This window comes from Chromobacterium aquaticum, assembly GCF_021129195.1.
In the GTDB taxonomy this organism is placed as follows: Bacteria; Pseudomonadota; Gammaproteobacteria; order Burkholderiales; family Chromobacteriaceae; genus Chromobacterium; species Chromobacterium aquaticum.
Genome location: NZ_JAJOHW010000060.1, coordinates 1 through 14,654, shown reverse-complemented (window position 1 = coordinate 14,654; position 14,654 = coordinate 1). Strand labels below are relative to the sequence as shown.

The window sequence follows — 14,654 nt, the reverse complement described above, 5'->3', positions numbered from 1 at the left end:
AGAATGTGGCTTGGGCGCAGGATTTCGCGCAACGGCGTGCCTAGCGCCGTGAACAATGTCTTGCCGTCATTTAAACCGCCAACAAAACCCCTGATCCTGCGCTGCGCCTCCTTGCCGTACTACGGTGGTACTGAGCATTTCGAAGGTGTACTCACCGTGTAACGCGTCCACGACGCGCAGCAGATCGTAAACTAGGCTCTTCGTGCCAGGTCCGTTTACTTGATGCCCAGCCTTTCCATCCGGTAGCGCATCGAGCGGAAGGTCACGCCCAGCAGCTTGGCGGCCTGGGTGCGGTTGAAACGGGTGCCTTCCAGCGCCTTGAGTATCGCCTCGCGCTCCACCCGGTCCAGGAAGTCCTGCAGCGCTTCGCCGGCGGCGCAGGCCGGCGCGTCGCCGTCGTCCCCGGCCTGCTTGCTGGGCAGCAGCTGCAGATCGTCCGTTTCGATGCGGGCGTCGCTGGCCAGCGCCACCGCGCGTTCCAGGATGTTTTCCAGCTCGCGGAAATTGCCCGGATAGTTGTAAGCGAGCAGCGCCTTGAGCGCCGCCGGCGCCAGCCGCGGTTTTTGGTCCGGGGAGAAGCGTTCCAGCAGGCTGGCGATGAAGCGCGGCAGGTCTTCGCGCAATTCGCGCAGCGGCGGCATGCGCAGCGGCAGCACGTTCAGCCGGTAGTACAGATCCTGGCGGAAGCTGCCGGCATCCACCCGCGCCGCCAGATCCTTGTGCGTCGCGCAGACGATGCGCACATCCACCGCTTCTTCCTGAGCGTTGCCCAGGCGACGCACTTTCTTTTCCTGGATCGCGCGCAGCAGCTTGACCTGCATCGTCAGCGGCAGGTCGGCCACTTCATCGAGGAACAGGGTGCCGCCGTTGGCCTGCTGGAAGAAGCCATCGCGGTCGCTGTCCGCGCCGGTGAACGCGCCCTTGCGATAGCCGAAGAATTCGCTTTCCATCAGCGTTTCCGGAATCGCGCCGCAGTTGACCGGGATGAACGGCCGCTCCGCGCGCGCGCTTTGCTCGTGTATCATCCGCGCCGCCTGTTCCTTGCCGGTGCCGGATTCGCCGCTGATATAGACCGCGGCCTGGCTGCGCGCCAGCTTGCCGACCAGGCGCAGCGCTTCCTGGATCGCCGGCGATTCGCCGTCCAGCCGCATCGCGGCGGCGGCCTTGCCATTGTCCACGCGCAGCACCGATTTCACCAAGCTGCGCAATTGCGCCAGGCTGACCGGTTTTTGCAGATAGTCGAAGGCGCCGGCCTTCATCGCCTGCACCGCGTTGTCGGTGTTGCCGTAGGCGGTGATCACCGCGATGGGCACGTCCAGCCCCTGCTCGGCGATATGGCGCACCACTTCTATGCCTTCGCCGTCCGGCAGCCGCATATCGGTCAGCGCCAGGTCGAAGGGCTGCTTGTTCAGGCTGAGTTTGGCGGCGCCGACGCTGGCGGCGGTGGCCACGTCCAGGCCCATCTTGATCAGGGTCAGTTCAAGCAGTTCGCGGATGTCCGGTTCGTCGTCGATCACCAGCACGCGCAGGGAGGATTTAGCCATAAGCCTTGTGACAGATCAGGCGGAACACGCCGCCGGGCGGGCAGTAGTCCAGCCGCGCGTCGTTGGCTTCCGCCAGTTCGCGCGCGATGTACAGGCCCAGTCCGGTGCCGGCGCTTTCCGTGGTGAAAAAGGGTTCGAACAAGCGGGCCTGGGCATCTTCGCTCATGCCGGGGCCATCGTCCATCACCTTGATGGTCAGGTGGTTTTCCACCGAGGCCACTTCGATGCGCACCGCGCCCGGCTGCTTGCTGGAGTAGCGCCAGGCATTGGCCAGCAGATTGTTGAGGATCTGGCCGAAATGGCCGCGGTCGAACTGGACCGCCGCGGCCTGCTGCTGGCAGACGCAGCGAACCGCGCCGGCTGCGGCGGCTTCCACCATGCCGAAATGGTCCAGCAATTCATCCAGAAAGGGCTGCAGCCGGATGGGCTCGGGCTTGATCCGGTCGCGGCGGTTCAAGGCCAGCACTTCCTGTACAAGGTGATTGATGCGCGTGCTATTGCCCTGCACGATGCGGATCAGCCGCTGGCGCGCCGGATCGGTTTCGTCTTCGGCCAGCAGATCGGCGGCGTGGTGGATGGCCGCCAGCGGATTGCGGATTTCATGGGCGATATTGGCGGTGAGCCGTCCCAGCGCCGCCAGCTTGATGCGCTTGCCCTCCTCGGCCATATCGGCCATGTCGCGCATGAACAGCAAGAGCGCGCGGTCGTCGCCCACCAGCACCGGCACCATGCGGCCCACCAGCTGGCGGCCGCGGATATTGCGGTCGATGAAGCCGGGGTTGGGTGGGTAGCCGTTCTGGCGCCAGCGCTCCACCAGCGGCAGCAGTTCCGCCACCACCTCGCCGCGGCGCATGGTGCCGAAGTAGCGCGCCGCCTGGTTGTTGAACTGGCGCAGCAGGCCGGATTCGTCCAGCACCACCACCGCGTCGCGCTGGCTTTGCAGCACCAGCTCGTTCAGGCGGTTGAGGTTGGCGATCTCGCCGCCGCGGCGGGTGGCCAGCGCTTCGGAATCGCGCGCCACCCGGCCCAGCTTCCAGGTGACGATGGAGGTGACGAAGCCGGCGGTGGCCAGCAGCGCGGAGTAGTAGAAATCGGAACCGCGGCCCAGGCCCAGGTATTGTTCCACGCCGACGGCGGACAGCAGCATCAGCGTGGCGATGGAGGCGTAGAACAGCGCGTAGCGGCCCGAGGACAGCAGGCCGGCCACCGCGAGATAGGGCAGGAGCAGGATGCCATAACCGCTGCGCACGCCGTCGTTGATGCCCATCAGCAGCACGATCATCGCGATGTCGGCGGCGATGGCCAGCGTCAGCTGCAGAGTGTGCGCCAGCCGGCCGTCGCGCAGCAGGAACCAGGCGCCGATCAGCACGGCGTAGACGCCGCCCCACAGGTAGAAGACCTTGCCGCCTGCCACCAGCGATTCGCCGTCGCGGTTGGCGAACAGCGACATTGCCAGCAGCACCAGCAGCAGCGCCGCGCGGAAGCTGTTGATGAACACCAGCGCGCTGCGCGGGGTCAATGGCGCCGGCGCGCGGTCCGGATTCATGCGCTTGGCAGCTCGCGAATGGCGCCGACGCTCCATTTCTTCGGCATCAGCTTGCCCTTCTTGCCGCGCTTGCCGATGAACTCGGCCAGCGCCAGCTTCTCGTCGGAGGCCTTGCCGCGCACCGACAGCGTGGACAGCAGCGCTTTGTCGCCGTTGACGAGGCCGATGGCGGTGACGGCTTCGCCGTTGTCCACCGCCATCAGCATCAGGCCGCGGCCCTTGGCCAATTCCTTGAGTTCGGCGGCGGGGAAGGCCAGCAGCCGGCCGTTGTCGGCGGCGGCCACCAATTGGGTGGCTTCGCCCAGGCCGGCGGCCGGCAGCGGCGCCGGAGTCAGCACGCTTTCCTCCGGGTTCAGCGTCAGGAAGGCCTTGCCGGCCTTGACCCGGCCGGCCATGTCGCCCAGCTTGGCGATGAAGCCGTAGCCGCCGGAGCCGGCGACCACGAAGCGGGCCTCGTCCTTGCCGGACAGCATTTGCACCGGCTTGGCGCCGTCCTGCAAGTCCACCAGCGAGGCCACCGGCACGCCGTCGCCGCGGCCGGTGGGCACGTCGGCCGGATCCACGGTGTAGGCGCGGCCCTTGGAGTCCAGCACGATCACCGACCACACGGTGCGGGTCTCCACCACGGTGTGGAGCGCGTCGCCGTCCTTGAAGGCCAGCGCGGCGAGGTCGACATTGTGGCCGACGCGGGCGCGGATCCAGCCCTTTTGCGACAGGATGATGGTGACCGGCTCGTCGGCTATGGTCTGGGTCAGCACCGCGCGCTCGGCGGTCTTGATCTCGCTGCGGCGCTTGTCGCCGTACTTGGCGGCGTCGGCCTGGATTTCCTCGCGCATCATGGTGCGCAGCGCGTCCGGAGTGTCCAGCACATGGCGCAGGCCTTCACGCTCCTCGCGCAGGTCGGACAGCTCTTTCTCCAGCTTGAAGCCTTCCAGCCGCGCCAGTTGGCGCAGGCGGATTTCCAGGATGTCCTCGGCCTGGAGCTCGGTCAGGCCGAAGGCCTTGATCAGGTCCGGCTTGGGTTCGTCGGATTCGCGGATCACGCGTATCACTTCATCGATGTGGATGAAGGCGATCATCCGCCCTTCCAGGATGTGGATGCGTTTTTCCACCTGGGCCAGCCGGTGCTGCAGGCGGCGGGTGACGGTGGTGCGGCGGAAGTCCAGCCATTCGCTGATGATGGGCTTGAGGCCTTTCTGACCCGGCCGGCCGTCCAGGCCTATCATCACCAGGTTCATCGAGGCATTGCCTTCCAGGCTGGTTTGCGCCAGCAGGGTGTTGATGAACTCGTCCGGATCCTGGCGGCTGGACTTGGGTTCGAATACCAGGCGCACCGGGCACTCGCTGTCGGATTCGTCGCGCACGCGGTCCAGCAGCGACAGCATCAGGCTCTTCAGGTTTTGCTGATCCTGGGTCAGCGCCTTCTTGCCGGTCTTGACCTTGGGATTGGTGGCTTCCTCGATTTCCGCCAGCACTTTCTGAGCGCTGGAGCCGGGCGGCAGTTCGGACACGATCACGCGCCACTGGCCGCGCGCCAGTTTTTCCACTTCCCACTTGGCGCGCACGCGCACGCTGCCGCGGCCGCTTTCATAGGCGGCGAGGATGTCCTCGGCCGGGGTGATGATCTGGCCGCCGCCGGGGAAATCCGGGCCGGGCACGTATTGCATCAGCGCCGCGGTGTCCAGTTCCGGATTGTCCAGCAGCGCGACGCAGGCGCGGGCCACCTCGGTCAGATTGTGCGGCGGGATCTCGGTGGCGAGACCCACGGCGATGCCGGAGGCGCCGTTGAGCAGCACCATGGGCAGGCGCGCCGGCAGCAAGCGTGGCTCTTCGAAGGCGCCGTCGTAATTGGGCACGAAGTCCACGGTGCCCATGTCGATTTCCGACAGCAGCAGATCGGCGATCGGCGTCAGCCGCGCCTCGGTGTAACGCATCGCCGCCGCGCCGTCGCCGTCGCGGCTGCCGAAGTTGCCCTGGCCGTCGATCAGCGGATAGCGCAGCGTGAAGTCCTGCGCCATGCGCACCAGCGCCTCGTAGGCGGAGCTGTCGCCGTGAGGATGGTACTTACCCAGGATCTCGCCGACCACGCGCGCCGATTTCACCGGCTTGGCGCCGTGGGCCAGGCCCATGTCGCGCATCGCGTACAGGATGCGGCGCTGCACCGGCTTCTGGCCGTCGGCCACTTCCGGCAGCGCGCGGCCCTTGACCACGCTCATCGCGTATTCCAGATAGGCGCGCTCGGCGTACAGGTCCAGCGGAATCCACTCGCCGTCGGCAGTGTCGGCAGGGGGCGCGGGCGGCGGCGGCGGGGTCAGGTCGGCGGCGCTGTCCGGCAGGTTTTCGGCAAACAGATCGTTATCGTTCATATGGGCAAGGCAGGATGTGAAATCGGTTAGCGTCCATAGGCCGGCGCTTGCGCCATGGCAAACGCCGTCTTCACGGTTATAGCTGGCGGCGGCGGCTTGACGTAATCTTGGCGACGACGCGCCGCGCGCTTGGAACCTGTTTACGATCTCAGATCGTAAACAGGTTCTTAGAGCCGGCAACAGGCAATGGACCAGTTTGGGGGGATTCTACTATGGCAAACCGTGTAGCGTGGCACTGCCACCGTTTCGACGGCTTCACGCCGCTGGCTTTGTACCGGGTGCTGCAACTGCGCGACCGGGTGTTCGTGGTGGAGCAGCAATCCATCTACGGCGATGTCGACGGGGTGGACCCGCATTGTCTGCATCTGTCCGGCCACGACGACGGCGGCCGGCTGCTGGCCTATGCGCGCCTGATCGCGCCGGGGGAGAAATACCCGGACGCGGCGGCGATAGGCCGGGTGGTGGTGGCGCCGGAGGCGCGCGGCCAAGGTCTGGGCAAGGCGCTACTGGCGCAGGCGGTGGCGCAGTGCCGCGCGCATTTTCCGCAGGCGGCGATGATGTTGTCGGCGCAGACCGACGCGCAGGCCCTGTATGAGAGCTTCGGTTTTGGCGTGGTGTCCGAGCCCTACGACGACGGAGGCATTCTGCATGTGGACATGCGGCGCGAGGCTGGCGTCTGAGAACCTGTTTACGATCTGCTGCGCGTCGGCGGAATAGTTAGACAAGGGCGTTGAAAACGCTTTCAGAATGCTCATGTACCCCCTGTACATTCCGCTTCTTCAACCGTTTTCGCCTTAGCTCGCGAGATCGTAAACACGTTCTGAGCGCTCGCGGCATGGCCCACAATGAAAAACCCACCCCCGCGAGGGGGTGGGCGCATCAGGCCGGGCATTGGGCTCAGCGTTTGACCGCCGGGCCGTCGCTGCCCAATTCCACCGCGTAGGCCAGCGCCAGCTGCGAGAACTTCAGCGCGTGGCGCGCCTGGTTGCCGGCGCTGGCGAGGGTGTCGCGCACGGTGTGGATGTTGGGGTTGGACTGGTTGAAGGCGGACTCGAACGGGAAGGACGCCGGGTAGCCGTTCTTGTGCCAGGAGGCGTGGTCCGAGCACGCGTAGCCGCACGAGCTGTAGCCCACGGTCAGATTGGGCAGATAGGTTTCGGCCAGATTGGCGAGGAAGGTGTTCTGCGCCGAGTTGGTGTAATCGGTGAACAGGAAGATGTCGTCCTCGCTGCCCTGGTAGTTGGTCATGTCCAGCTGCAAGGCGCCCACCACGTTGACCTTCTGCTGCTTGTAGCGGTTGGCGATGTCGGAGGAGCCGCGCAAGCCCACTTCCTCCGCCGCGTAGGCCATGAACTTGATGGTGCGGCGCGGCTGGTAGTTGTTGGCCAGCAGCACGCGGATCACCTCGGTCAGGCTGGCGATGCCGGAAGCGTCGTCGTCGGCGCCCGGCGCGCGGCTGTTCTCGCCGGTGCCGCTGCCCACGGTGGAGTCCAGATGCCCGCCCAGCACCAGGGTTTCGGCGGCGTTGTCCTTGCCCTTGATGGTGAGGATCACCGATTTCTGCGGCCAGGCGCTGTGGGCGAACTGCTCCACGCTCACGTCGCTGCGGCCGGCGGCCAGCTGCCGCCACTGGTTGGCGATCCAGTTGGACGCGTTGACGCCGTGGCTGGTGGTGTAGAAGCGGTTCTGGTGGTTGGACAGGGACTGGATGGTGCCGAGGATATTGCTGTCCTGCAGCTGCGGCAGCAGCTTGTTGACGGTGGCCTGGTCGTTGATCTGGTAGCTGGGCAGCAGGGTGCTGGCCACCGGGGCCTTCAGCGCGCCGCGCGCGTCCTGCAGATCCTTGTGTACGATGAAGCCGCCGCAATGGCGCAGGCTGTGGTGGATGGCGTCCGACAGTTGCGGCAGCACGCTGTCGTCCACCTGCACCAAGTGGACTTTCTCGGTGGCCACGCCCTTGGCGGACACGCCGGCCGGCAGCGCGCTCACCGCCAGCTGGCGGCTTTCCTGGCTGCGGCTTTTCGGGCTGACCTGCTGCAATAGTTGATAGGCGTTGTCGCCGATGGAAATCCATACCGGCGCGGCCTGAGCGGCGCCGGCCAGGCTGGTGGCGGCCAGGAGGGCGACGAGACTTGGTTTGAGAGCGAACATAGGGGGATTCCTGAGCGGTGCCGGCCATGGGCGGACCATGGCCGGCGAGTGGGTCGGTGGAAGCGCGGGCCGTCAGGGCCGCGCGCTCAGGGGGTCACTCAGCTATCGCAAGCCACGCCCACGGCGGTAAAGGCCTTGGTGACGTCGGCGCTGTTGTAGCCACGCGCTTCGGCCGCTTTTTCAACGCCGCAAGCGGCGCTGTTGTAAGTGGCGTTGGCGGTCCAGTACAGGCGGTTGGCGTCCACGAACACTTCAAAGGCCTTGCGGGTGTTCCAGCCCGGGCTGGTGGCGATCAGGTAGAAAGCCTTGTTGTACACGCCGCTGGAGTAGTGCACGTCCAGGCCGCTGGTGTAGTCATTGGCGTGACCGATGGAACGGCCGTCCTTGGTCGGATCGGCGAAGTAGCGCAGCGCGCCGGTTTTCTTGAAGATCTCCGCGCCCACCAGGAAGTCGTTCTTGCCCTTCATGTAGTACTCGGCGGCTTCGCCGGCCATGTCGGAGAACGCTTCGTTGATGCCACCGGACTGTTCGCTGTAGACCAGGCCGGAGTTCTGCTCGGTGAAGCCGTGGCTGACTTCATGAGCGGACACATCCAGCGACACCAGCGGATAGAAGCGGGTGGCGCCGTCGCCGAAGGTCATCGCGCTGCCATCCCAGAACGCGTTTTCATAGTTGCGGCTGTAGTGCACCTTCATCAGCAGCTTCTGGTTGATCGGGCGCAGGTTGAACCAATCCTTGTACAGATTGAACACCACATTGCCGAAGTAGTGGGCGTCGTTCAGCGGCGAGTAGGCGCCGTTGATGGCTTTGTAGGTGTTGGTGGGGCAAGCGAACTTGTACGGGGTGGTGCCGCTGGTGCCGCCGTTCAGGTTGACGGTGGCGACATTGCCGCTGTCCATCTTGCAATCGCTGGTGACGACCAGCGGGCCGTAGTCGGTGCCATACAGATACTTGCCGGTCTTGGCGTTGCCGCCGGGGCCGTTGGCGTCGTTGTGGTTCAGGCCTTCCCACTGCTTCAGCACCTGGCCGCTATTGGCGTCCACGATGAAGTGCGGGCGGCTGGGTTCCTTGCCGCCGTCCACCATGAAGGACACCAGGTACACCAGCTGGGCGGTGTTGCGCTTGTCCAGGCGCACCACCAGCTCGGTCTTCTCGTTGCGGGTTTCGTAGCCGTTGGCCTTCAGCGCCTTGGCGTTGGCCAGCACTTGAGAGGCGCTGAGCGCCGGCTTGACCGAGGCCAGGTCCGAGGCGATGCCGCGCACATAGTAGCCGGACAGCTTGCTCGCCGCGGCGGAGGCCGAGCCTTTGGCGAACTGCTTCTCCTCGACCACGGCTTCGCCCCATACCGGCACGCCCTGATAGTACTGCTGGTAGCGGGTGATGACTTTGCCGTTGGGGAATTGCGAGCTGCGCTGCGCCTTTAGTTCGCCTTGGTTGATGCCTGCGGCGCTGAACGCGCTGGTGCCGGCGACGAGTTTGCTGGATTTGGTCAACGCATCCAGGTTGACGCGCTCGGCGGCCTGGGCGGAGCCGTAAGCCAGGGCGAGAGCGGACAGCACCAGGGCGCGAACCATCGCAGTTTGGGTTTTCATCACGAAGTTTTCTCCAATGTAGATCAGCGGGACACGGTAATGGCCCGCGTCAAGCCGGCTAGCCTTGCGTAAAGACCGCCGGCGCCGGACGGGCTTGCGCCCGTCGTTGCGGACGTCGGGAAAACGTTTCGGGTGTGGCGGGCGCCACCTGCCAGGAAAGGTCTTCACCGCGTCCTGCATGCATTCCCGACATGGGACATCCCTCTGGGGATTGGAAAAAGGAACGGCTGAAATCAGAGGGCGTTGGCTTGGCTTGTTCTGTCGGCCACTTGCCAAATGCATGAATGATGTATTGTTTTTTCCGGCTTGATATGCATCTGTCCTAACGGTCAGTTGCCTGGGACCCGCTCGCGGCCGGCATGAGCCAAATCAAAGCGGGATGCCGCATTTTTGCGGCAATGGAGGACGCGGGTGAAACATCAAGAAAATGAAAAGCCGCATCATCCCGATGCGGCTTGTTGTGATGCGGCAACATCCAAATTGCTATAAAAGCGGACAAACTGTCTAATTTTGGAAGGTTGCAGTTTTTTGCTTATGCGTAAAATTCATGATTTCAATGAGTTGCCCTCACCGGAGACCGGTTCACGGCGCTAGCCGCGCTATCGCCCAGCCGCCGTTTTCCCGCAAGGAATACTGTACCCGGTCGTGCAAGCGGCTGGGTCGGCCCTGCCAGAACTCCAACCGGTCCGGCGTCACCGCGTAGCCGCCCCAATGCGGCGGCCGCGGCACGTTCAGCGGGTGCTTGACCCCGAACATCGCCGCGCGCGTCACCAGCACGCTCTTGGAGCTGATTTCGCTGCTCTGCTCGCTGGCCCAGGCGCCGACGCGGCTGGTGTAGGGACGGCTGGCGAAATAGGCGTCGGACACTTCCGGCGCCACCTGGGCGGCGCGGCCTTCGATGCGGATCTGCCGCTCTAGCTCCGGCCAGAAGAAGGTCAGCGCCACATAGGGGTTGTCGCTCAGCTGGTGGCCCTTGCGGCTCAGATAATTGGTGTAGAACAGCAGCTGGCCGTCTTCCACGCCCTTGAGCAGCACGATGCGGGAGGTGGGGCGGCCATCCGCCCCGGCGGTGGCCAGGTTCATCGCCGTGGGTTCCGGCGCCTGAGCGGCGATGGCTTCGTTCAGCCAGCTTTCCAGTTGCGCCAGCGGGTCCGGCAGGCACTCCTCCGGCGACAATTCTTTCTTGGAAAAATCCTTGCGGATGTCTGCGAGGTTCAGCGACATTTCATCCTCCTTGGGCGCTCATCTTATGCCAGTTTGCCGCGGTGGGATAAGGCCGCAGATCAAACCTTGCGCACTCGCCATAGCCGTCGAACGCGACGGCGACGGCGCTATCGCGCTGGAGCGCAGGACTTGAGGTTCAAGTTAGGCTAAAATACCCCATTTCACTGCCGCGGCTTTTCCGCCCATGCATCTGTTCGCCCTTGGTTTGAACCACCATACCGCACCGCTCTCCATCCGGGAAAAGCTGGCTTTTCCTGCGGAGGTGTTGCCCAAGGCGCTGGACAGCCTGGTCAGCTCGCATGCGGCGCGCGAGGCGGCCATCGTCTCCACCTGTAACCGCACCGAGATCTATTGCACCGGCGGCGATCCGCAGGCGGCGCTCAGCTGGCTGGCGCAGTATCACGGCCTGGCGCTGGCGGAGATGCAGCCCTATCTGTACCAGCTGGACGAGGCCAATGCCGCGCGCCACGCTTTCCGCGTCGCCTCCGGCCTGGATTCCATGGTGCTGGGCGAGACTCAGATCCTGGGCCAGTTGAAGGACGCGGTGCGCAGCGCCGAGCACGCCGGCACCATGGGCACCCTGCTCAACGGCCTGTTCCAGCGCACCTTCGCCGTGGCCAAGGAAGTGCGCTCCAACACCGCGGTCGGCGCCAGTTCGGTGTCGATGTCGGCGGCGGCGGTCAAGCTGGCCGAGCAGATCTTCCCCACCATAGGCGAACTGAACATCCTGTTCGTCGGCGCCGGTGAAATGATAGAGCTGGTGGCCACCCATTTCGCCGCGCGCAATCCTTCCTGTATCACCGTGGCCAACCGCACGCTGGAGCGCGGCCAACGGCTGGCGGAGCAGTTTGGCGGCAATGCCGTCACCCTCTCCGAGCTGCCGGACATCCTGCCGCGCTACGATGTATTGGTCACCTCAACCGCCAGCCAGTTGCCCATCATCGGCAAGGGCATGGTGGAGCGCGCGATCAAGGCGCGCCGCCACCGTCCCATCTTCATGCTGGACCTGGCGGTGCCGCGCGACATCGAAGTGGAAGTGGGCAAGCTGGCCGACGTGTTCCTGTACAGCGTCGACGACATCGCCAGCGTGGTGGAAGTGGGCAAGGAAGCGCGCCAGAGCGCGGCGGCGGAAGCCGAAACCATCATCCAGGCCCGGGTTTGCGAGTTCAGCGACTGGCTGAAAAAGCGCGAAACCGTGCCGCTGATCCGCGCGCTGCGCGACGACGCCGACCGGCTGCGGCGCGTGGCGCTGGACGCCGCGCTCAAGCAGCTGGCGCGCGGCGAAGCGCCGGAGCGGGTACTGGAAACCCTGTCGGTGCAACTGACCAATAAATTGATGCACCCGCCCACCCGGGCCTTGTCGTCCGGGCGCGGCGCGGAGCATGACGCGCAGGTGGAAGCCGTCGCGCGTCTTTATCGTTTACACCCGGAGTCGTAATGAAAGCGTCGATTGCGGCCAAACTGGCGCAACTGGCCGACCGTCTGGAAGAGGTGACCCACCTCTTGGCCAGCGAGGCGGCCACCCGAGATATGGATGCGTTCCGCAAGCTCACCCGCGAGCATGCCGAACTCTCCCCGGTGGTGGAAACCTACCACAGCTACCGCCAGTGCGAGAGCGACATCGCCGCGGCGGAAGAGATGCTGTCGGACCCGGAAATGAAGGAATTCGCCCAGGCGGAAATCGCCGAGGGCAAGGACAAGCTGACGGCGCTGGACCTGGAGCTGCAGAAGCAACTGCTGCCCAAGGATCCCAACGACGAAAAGAACATCTTCCTGGAAGTCCGCGCCGGCACCGGCGGCGACGAGGCGGCGCTGTTCGCCGGCGACCTGTTGCGCATGTACACCCGCTACGCCGAGCGCAACCGCTGGCAGGTGGAGATCGTCTCCGCCAGCGAATCCGATCTGGGCGGTTATAAAGAGGTCATCGTGCGCCTGATCGGCTTTGGCGCTTATTCCCGGCTCAAGTTCGAATCCGGCGGCCACCGCGTGCAGCGGGTGCCGGCCACCGAGACCCAGGGCCGCATCCACACTTCGGCCTGCACCGTGGCGGTGATGGCCGAGGCCGACGAACTGGCCGACGTGGTGTTGAACCCGGCGGATCTGCGCATCGACACCTTCAGGGCCAGCGGCGCCGGCGGTCAGCATATCAACAAGACCGATTCCGCGGTGCGCATCACCCATATTCCGACGGGGATTGTGGCGGAGTGTCAGGACGGCCGTTCCCAGCACGCCAACAAGGCCAGCGCGATGCAAGTGCTGGCGGCGCGCATCATGGACATCCAGCGCCGCGAGCAGCAGCAAAAGGAGGCGGCCGAGCGCAAGAGCCTGATTGGCTCCGGCGACCGTTCCGAGCGCATCCGTACCTATAACTATCCGCAAGGCCGCATCACCGACCATCGCATCAACCTGACCTTGTACAAGCTGGACTACGTGATGGACGGCGATCTGAGCGAGCTGACCGATGCCTTGATCGCCGAACAGCAGGCGGAACTGCTGGCGGAATTGGGCGAGTGACAGCCTACGGTACTAGCCAGGATTATTGCGTTGCCGCTGCCGGCGCAACGCGCTACACTCGCAGACTCAAGAACGGGCGGATTTCCGCCCGCGCCCGCTTGGCGGCTTGATCGCCGCGCGGGCTTATTCTCCGAACTTTGGGCCACTCGATAGTGGCCTTTTTTCTTGCCTGCTCGCCGCGCGTGGGCAAAAAAAAGGCCGGGCCCTGTCTGAACCCGGCAATGCCCAACGTGGATTGGCAGTCAATCTGGCGCCGCCGCATTCAGCAGCCGCGCGATAAGTGGTGGAAATTCCCCATTGCAAGCGGATGTCATTCTGTAATATTTATAATCCGTTACTATTCCAGTGCGGATAAAACGCCGGGCTTGGGGAAGACGCCGCCGAGCACGCCGACAGGCTAGGCCCGTGTGCAAGGCGCCGCGTCAGGAATCGGGACGCGCGGCCAAGCGGACCCGCCATGCAATCCGGTGGCAGGCGACAAATGCCATGCCATTGATGCATGGCTGCCGGAATCCGCCCGTTGGCGGCCGCGCCGCGGCCAGCATGCCAAGCATACGATGTTGCGCTCGGCATGACAAAGCAGTTAATTTCATGATAACCATGATAAAAAGGCATGTAAGATGAAGCTGCCACCGCTGAATGCATTACGCGTATTTGTCGTTGCCGCCGAGCATTTATCCTTCACCCGCGCCGCCGCCGCGCTGAGTCTGACCCAGGGGGCGGTCAGCCGCCATGTGCAGACTTTGGAGGAATACTACGGCGCCACCCTGTTCACCCGGCAGGCGCGCGGCCTGTCGCTGACCGCCGAGGGCGAGGCGCTGATCAAGCCGGCGCGCGAGGCCTTCCAATTGTTGAACGAGGCCAGCGAAGCGCTGCGGCTGCGGCAGAGCGATTTGCGCGTGCGCATGCCGCCCACCCCGGCGATGCGCTGGGTGCTGCCCAATCTGCCGGACTTCCAGACCCGTTATCCGGAATACACGCTGCACCTGGTGACCCAGCTGATCCACGACAAGCCGTTCAACCGCGCCGAATACGATCTGGCGGTGGTGGGCATGGCGCGCGCCGAAGTGGCGCCGGATCTGCGCACCGAATGCATTTGCCGCGAAAAACTGATCCCGGTCTGTTCCCCGGCCCTGCTCAATGGCAAGCACCCGCTGAACACCCCGGACGATTTGCGCCACCACACCCTGCTGCATCCGTGGCGCGATCAGGACACCTGGAAGCGCTGGCTGAAGCTGGCCGGCGTCAACGGCGTGAATCCGGAAAGCGGCGTCACCTTCGACGCTTCCGAATACGCGCTGCACGCCGCCGTCGCCGGCATGGGTGTGACCCTGGCCCAGGTGTCCATGGTGACCCAGGATCTGGATTCCGGCCGGCTAGTGATGCCTTTCGACACCGTGCTGGAGACCGAGTGGAGCTACTACCTGGTGTATCCGCACGAGCTGGCGGAGCTGCCCAAGGTCAAGGTGTTCCGCGACTGGCTGGTGGCCATCCTGGCCAAGAGCGAGGCCAGCAGCTGGCTGGCCCGGCGCGGTTACTGAAGCGCGCGGCGGCGCGGACGCGCCGCCGCCTAAGAACCTGTTCAAAGTCTGCTGCGCTTCGGCGATACGGCGTTGAAAACAACTTCGAAATGCTCATGTACCGCTTGTACATTCCGCTTTCTCAGCCGCAACGCCTTGTCTCGCTCTTGCTCGCGAGACTTTGAACAGGCTCTAAG

10 protein-coding genes are annotated in these 14,654 nt (G+C 64.8%); 4 read left to right on the top strand and 6 right to left on the bottom strand.

The window, feature by feature from the left end:
• Nucleotides 1-215 precede the first annotated feature (215 nt).
• The 3 genes from LQT98_RS09840 to parC are packed head-to-tail and all read right to left on the bottom strand — an operon-like array spanning nucleotide 216 to nucleotide 5,456.
• Nucleotides 216-1,544, bottom strand: a complete 1,329-nt coding sequence (locus LQT98_RS09840; RefSeq protein ID WP_048410126.1) for a sigma-54-dependent transcriptional regulator — start codon at nucleotides 1,542-1,544, stop codon at nucleotides 216-218.
• Entirely contained in the window at nucleotides 1,537-3,090 is a 1,554-nt protein-coding gene (locus tag LQT98_RS09835; protein WP_231462178.1) for a two-component system sensor histidine kinase NtrB, read from the bottom strand. The genes LQT98_RS09840 and LQT98_RS09835 overlap by 8 nt, the downstream gene beginning before the upstream one ends.
• Complete coding sequence (gene parC / locus LQT98_RS09830) at nucleotides 3,087-5,456, bottom strand: DNA topoisomerase IV subunit A (protein WP_231462177.1); 2,370 nt, start codon at nucleotides 5,454-5,456, stop codon at nucleotides 3,087-3,089. Before parC ends, LQT98_RS09835 begins: the two co-directional genes overlap by 4 nt.
• A gap of 212 nt (nucleotides 5,457-5,668) precedes the next feature.
• Here parC and LQT98_RS09825 point away from each other — a divergent pair, with 212 nt between their 5' ends.
• Complete coding sequence (locus tag LQT98_RS09825) at nucleotides 5,669-6,136, top strand: GNAT family N-acetyltransferase (protein ID WP_048410129.1); 468 nt, start codon at nucleotides 5,669-5,671, stop codon at nucleotides 6,134-6,136.
• Between the two features lie 217 nt (nucleotides 6,137-6,353).
• Here LQT98_RS09825 and LQT98_RS09820 read toward each other — a convergent pair whose 3' ends face one another.
• The 3 genes from LQT98_RS09820 to pdxH form a co-directional block, all read right to left on the bottom strand.
• Nucleotides 6,354-7,607 (bottom strand): M28 family metallopeptidase, encoded by a 1,254-nt coding sequence (locus LQT98_RS09820; protein ID WP_231462176.1) that lies wholly within the window; start codon nucleotides 7,605-7,607, stop codon nucleotides 6,354-6,356.
• A 98-nt stretch (nucleotides 7,608-7,705) separates the two neighbouring features.
• Nucleotides 7,706-9,199 carry a M4 family metallopeptidase gene (locus LQT98_RS09815; RefSeq protein ID WP_269325998.1) on the bottom strand — a complete coding sequence of 498 codons (1,494 nt, stop codon included), beginning with the start codon at nucleotides 9,197-9,199 and terminating at the stop codon, nucleotides 7,706-7,708.
• Nucleotides 9,200-9,781: 582 nt separating this feature from the next.
• Complete coding sequence (pdxH, locus tag LQT98_RS09810) at nucleotides 9,782-10,423, bottom strand: pyridoxamine 5'-phosphate oxidase (protein WP_048410132.1); 642 nt, start codon at nucleotides 10,421-10,423, stop codon at nucleotides 9,782-9,784.
• 184 nt (nucleotides 10,424-10,607) lie between these two features.
• Between pdxH and hemA the strand changes: the two genes are divergently transcribed.
• From hemA to gcvA, 3 genes are all read left to right on the top strand, one after another.
• Nucleotides 10,608-11,861 carry a glutamyl-tRNA reductase gene (gene hemA, locus LQT98_RS09805; protein WP_048410133.1) on the top strand — a complete coding sequence of 418 codons (1,254 nt, stop codon included), beginning with the start codon at nucleotides 10,608-10,610 and terminating at the stop codon, nucleotides 11,859-11,861.
• The gene (gene prfA / locus LQT98_RS09800; RefSeq protein WP_231462174.1) at nucleotides 11,861-12,937 is read left to right on the top strand and encodes a peptide chain release factor 1; all 1,077 of its coding nucleotides are present in this window, start codon (nucleotides 11,861-11,863) and stop codon (nucleotides 12,935-12,937) included. The genes hemA and prfA overlap by 1 nt, the downstream gene beginning before the upstream one ends.
• A gap of 620 nt (nucleotides 12,938-13,557) precedes the next feature.
• A complete protein-coding gene (gene gcvA / locus LQT98_RS09795; RefSeq protein ID WP_019102440.1) occupies nucleotides 13,558-14,478 on the top strand; it encodes a transcriptional regulator GcvA in 921 nt (306 codons plus the stop codon).
• The last annotated feature ends 176 nt before the right edge of the window (nucleotides 14,479-14,654 follow it).

Bases quoted from the DNA above. Each gene is read 5' to 3' on its own strand.
- LQT98_RS09840 (WP_048410126.1), bottom strand. From the start codon at position 1,544: ATGGCTAAATCCTCCCTGCGCGTGCTGGTGATCGACGACGAACCGGAC.
- LQT98_RS09835 (WP_231462178.1), bottom strand. From the start codon at position 3,090: ATGAATCCGGACCGCGCGCCGGCGCCATTGACCCCGCGCAGCGCGCTG.
- parC (WP_231462177.1), bottom strand. From the start codon at position 5,456: ATGAACGATAACGATCTGTTTGCCGAAAACCTGCCGGACAGCGCCGCC.
- LQT98_RS09825 (WP_048410129.1), top strand. From the start codon at position 5,669: ATGGCAAACCGTGTAGCGTGGCACTGCCACCGTTTCGACGGCTTCACG.
- LQT98_RS09820 (WP_231462176.1), bottom strand. From the start codon at position 7,607: ATGTTCGCTCTCAAACCAAGTCTCGTCGCCCTCCTGGCCGCCACCAGC.
- LQT98_RS09815 (WP_269325998.1), bottom strand. From the start codon at position 9,199: ATGAAAACCCAAACTGCGATGGTTCGCGCCCTGGTGCTGTCCGCTCTC.
- pdxH (WP_048410132.1), bottom strand. From the start codon at position 10,423: ATGTCGCTGAACCTCGCAGACATCCGCAAGGATTTTTCCAAGAAAGAA.
- hemA (WP_048410133.1), top strand. From the start codon at position 10,608: ATGCATCTGTTCGCCCTTGGTTTGAACCACCATACCGCACCGCTCTCC.
- prfA (WP_231462174.1), top strand. From the start codon at position 11,861: ATGAAAGCGTCGATTGCGGCCAAACTGGCGCAACTGGCCGACCGTCTG.
- gcvA (WP_019102440.1), top strand. From the start codon at position 13,558: ATGAAGCTGCCACCGCTGAATGCATTACGCGTATTTGTCGTTGCCGCC.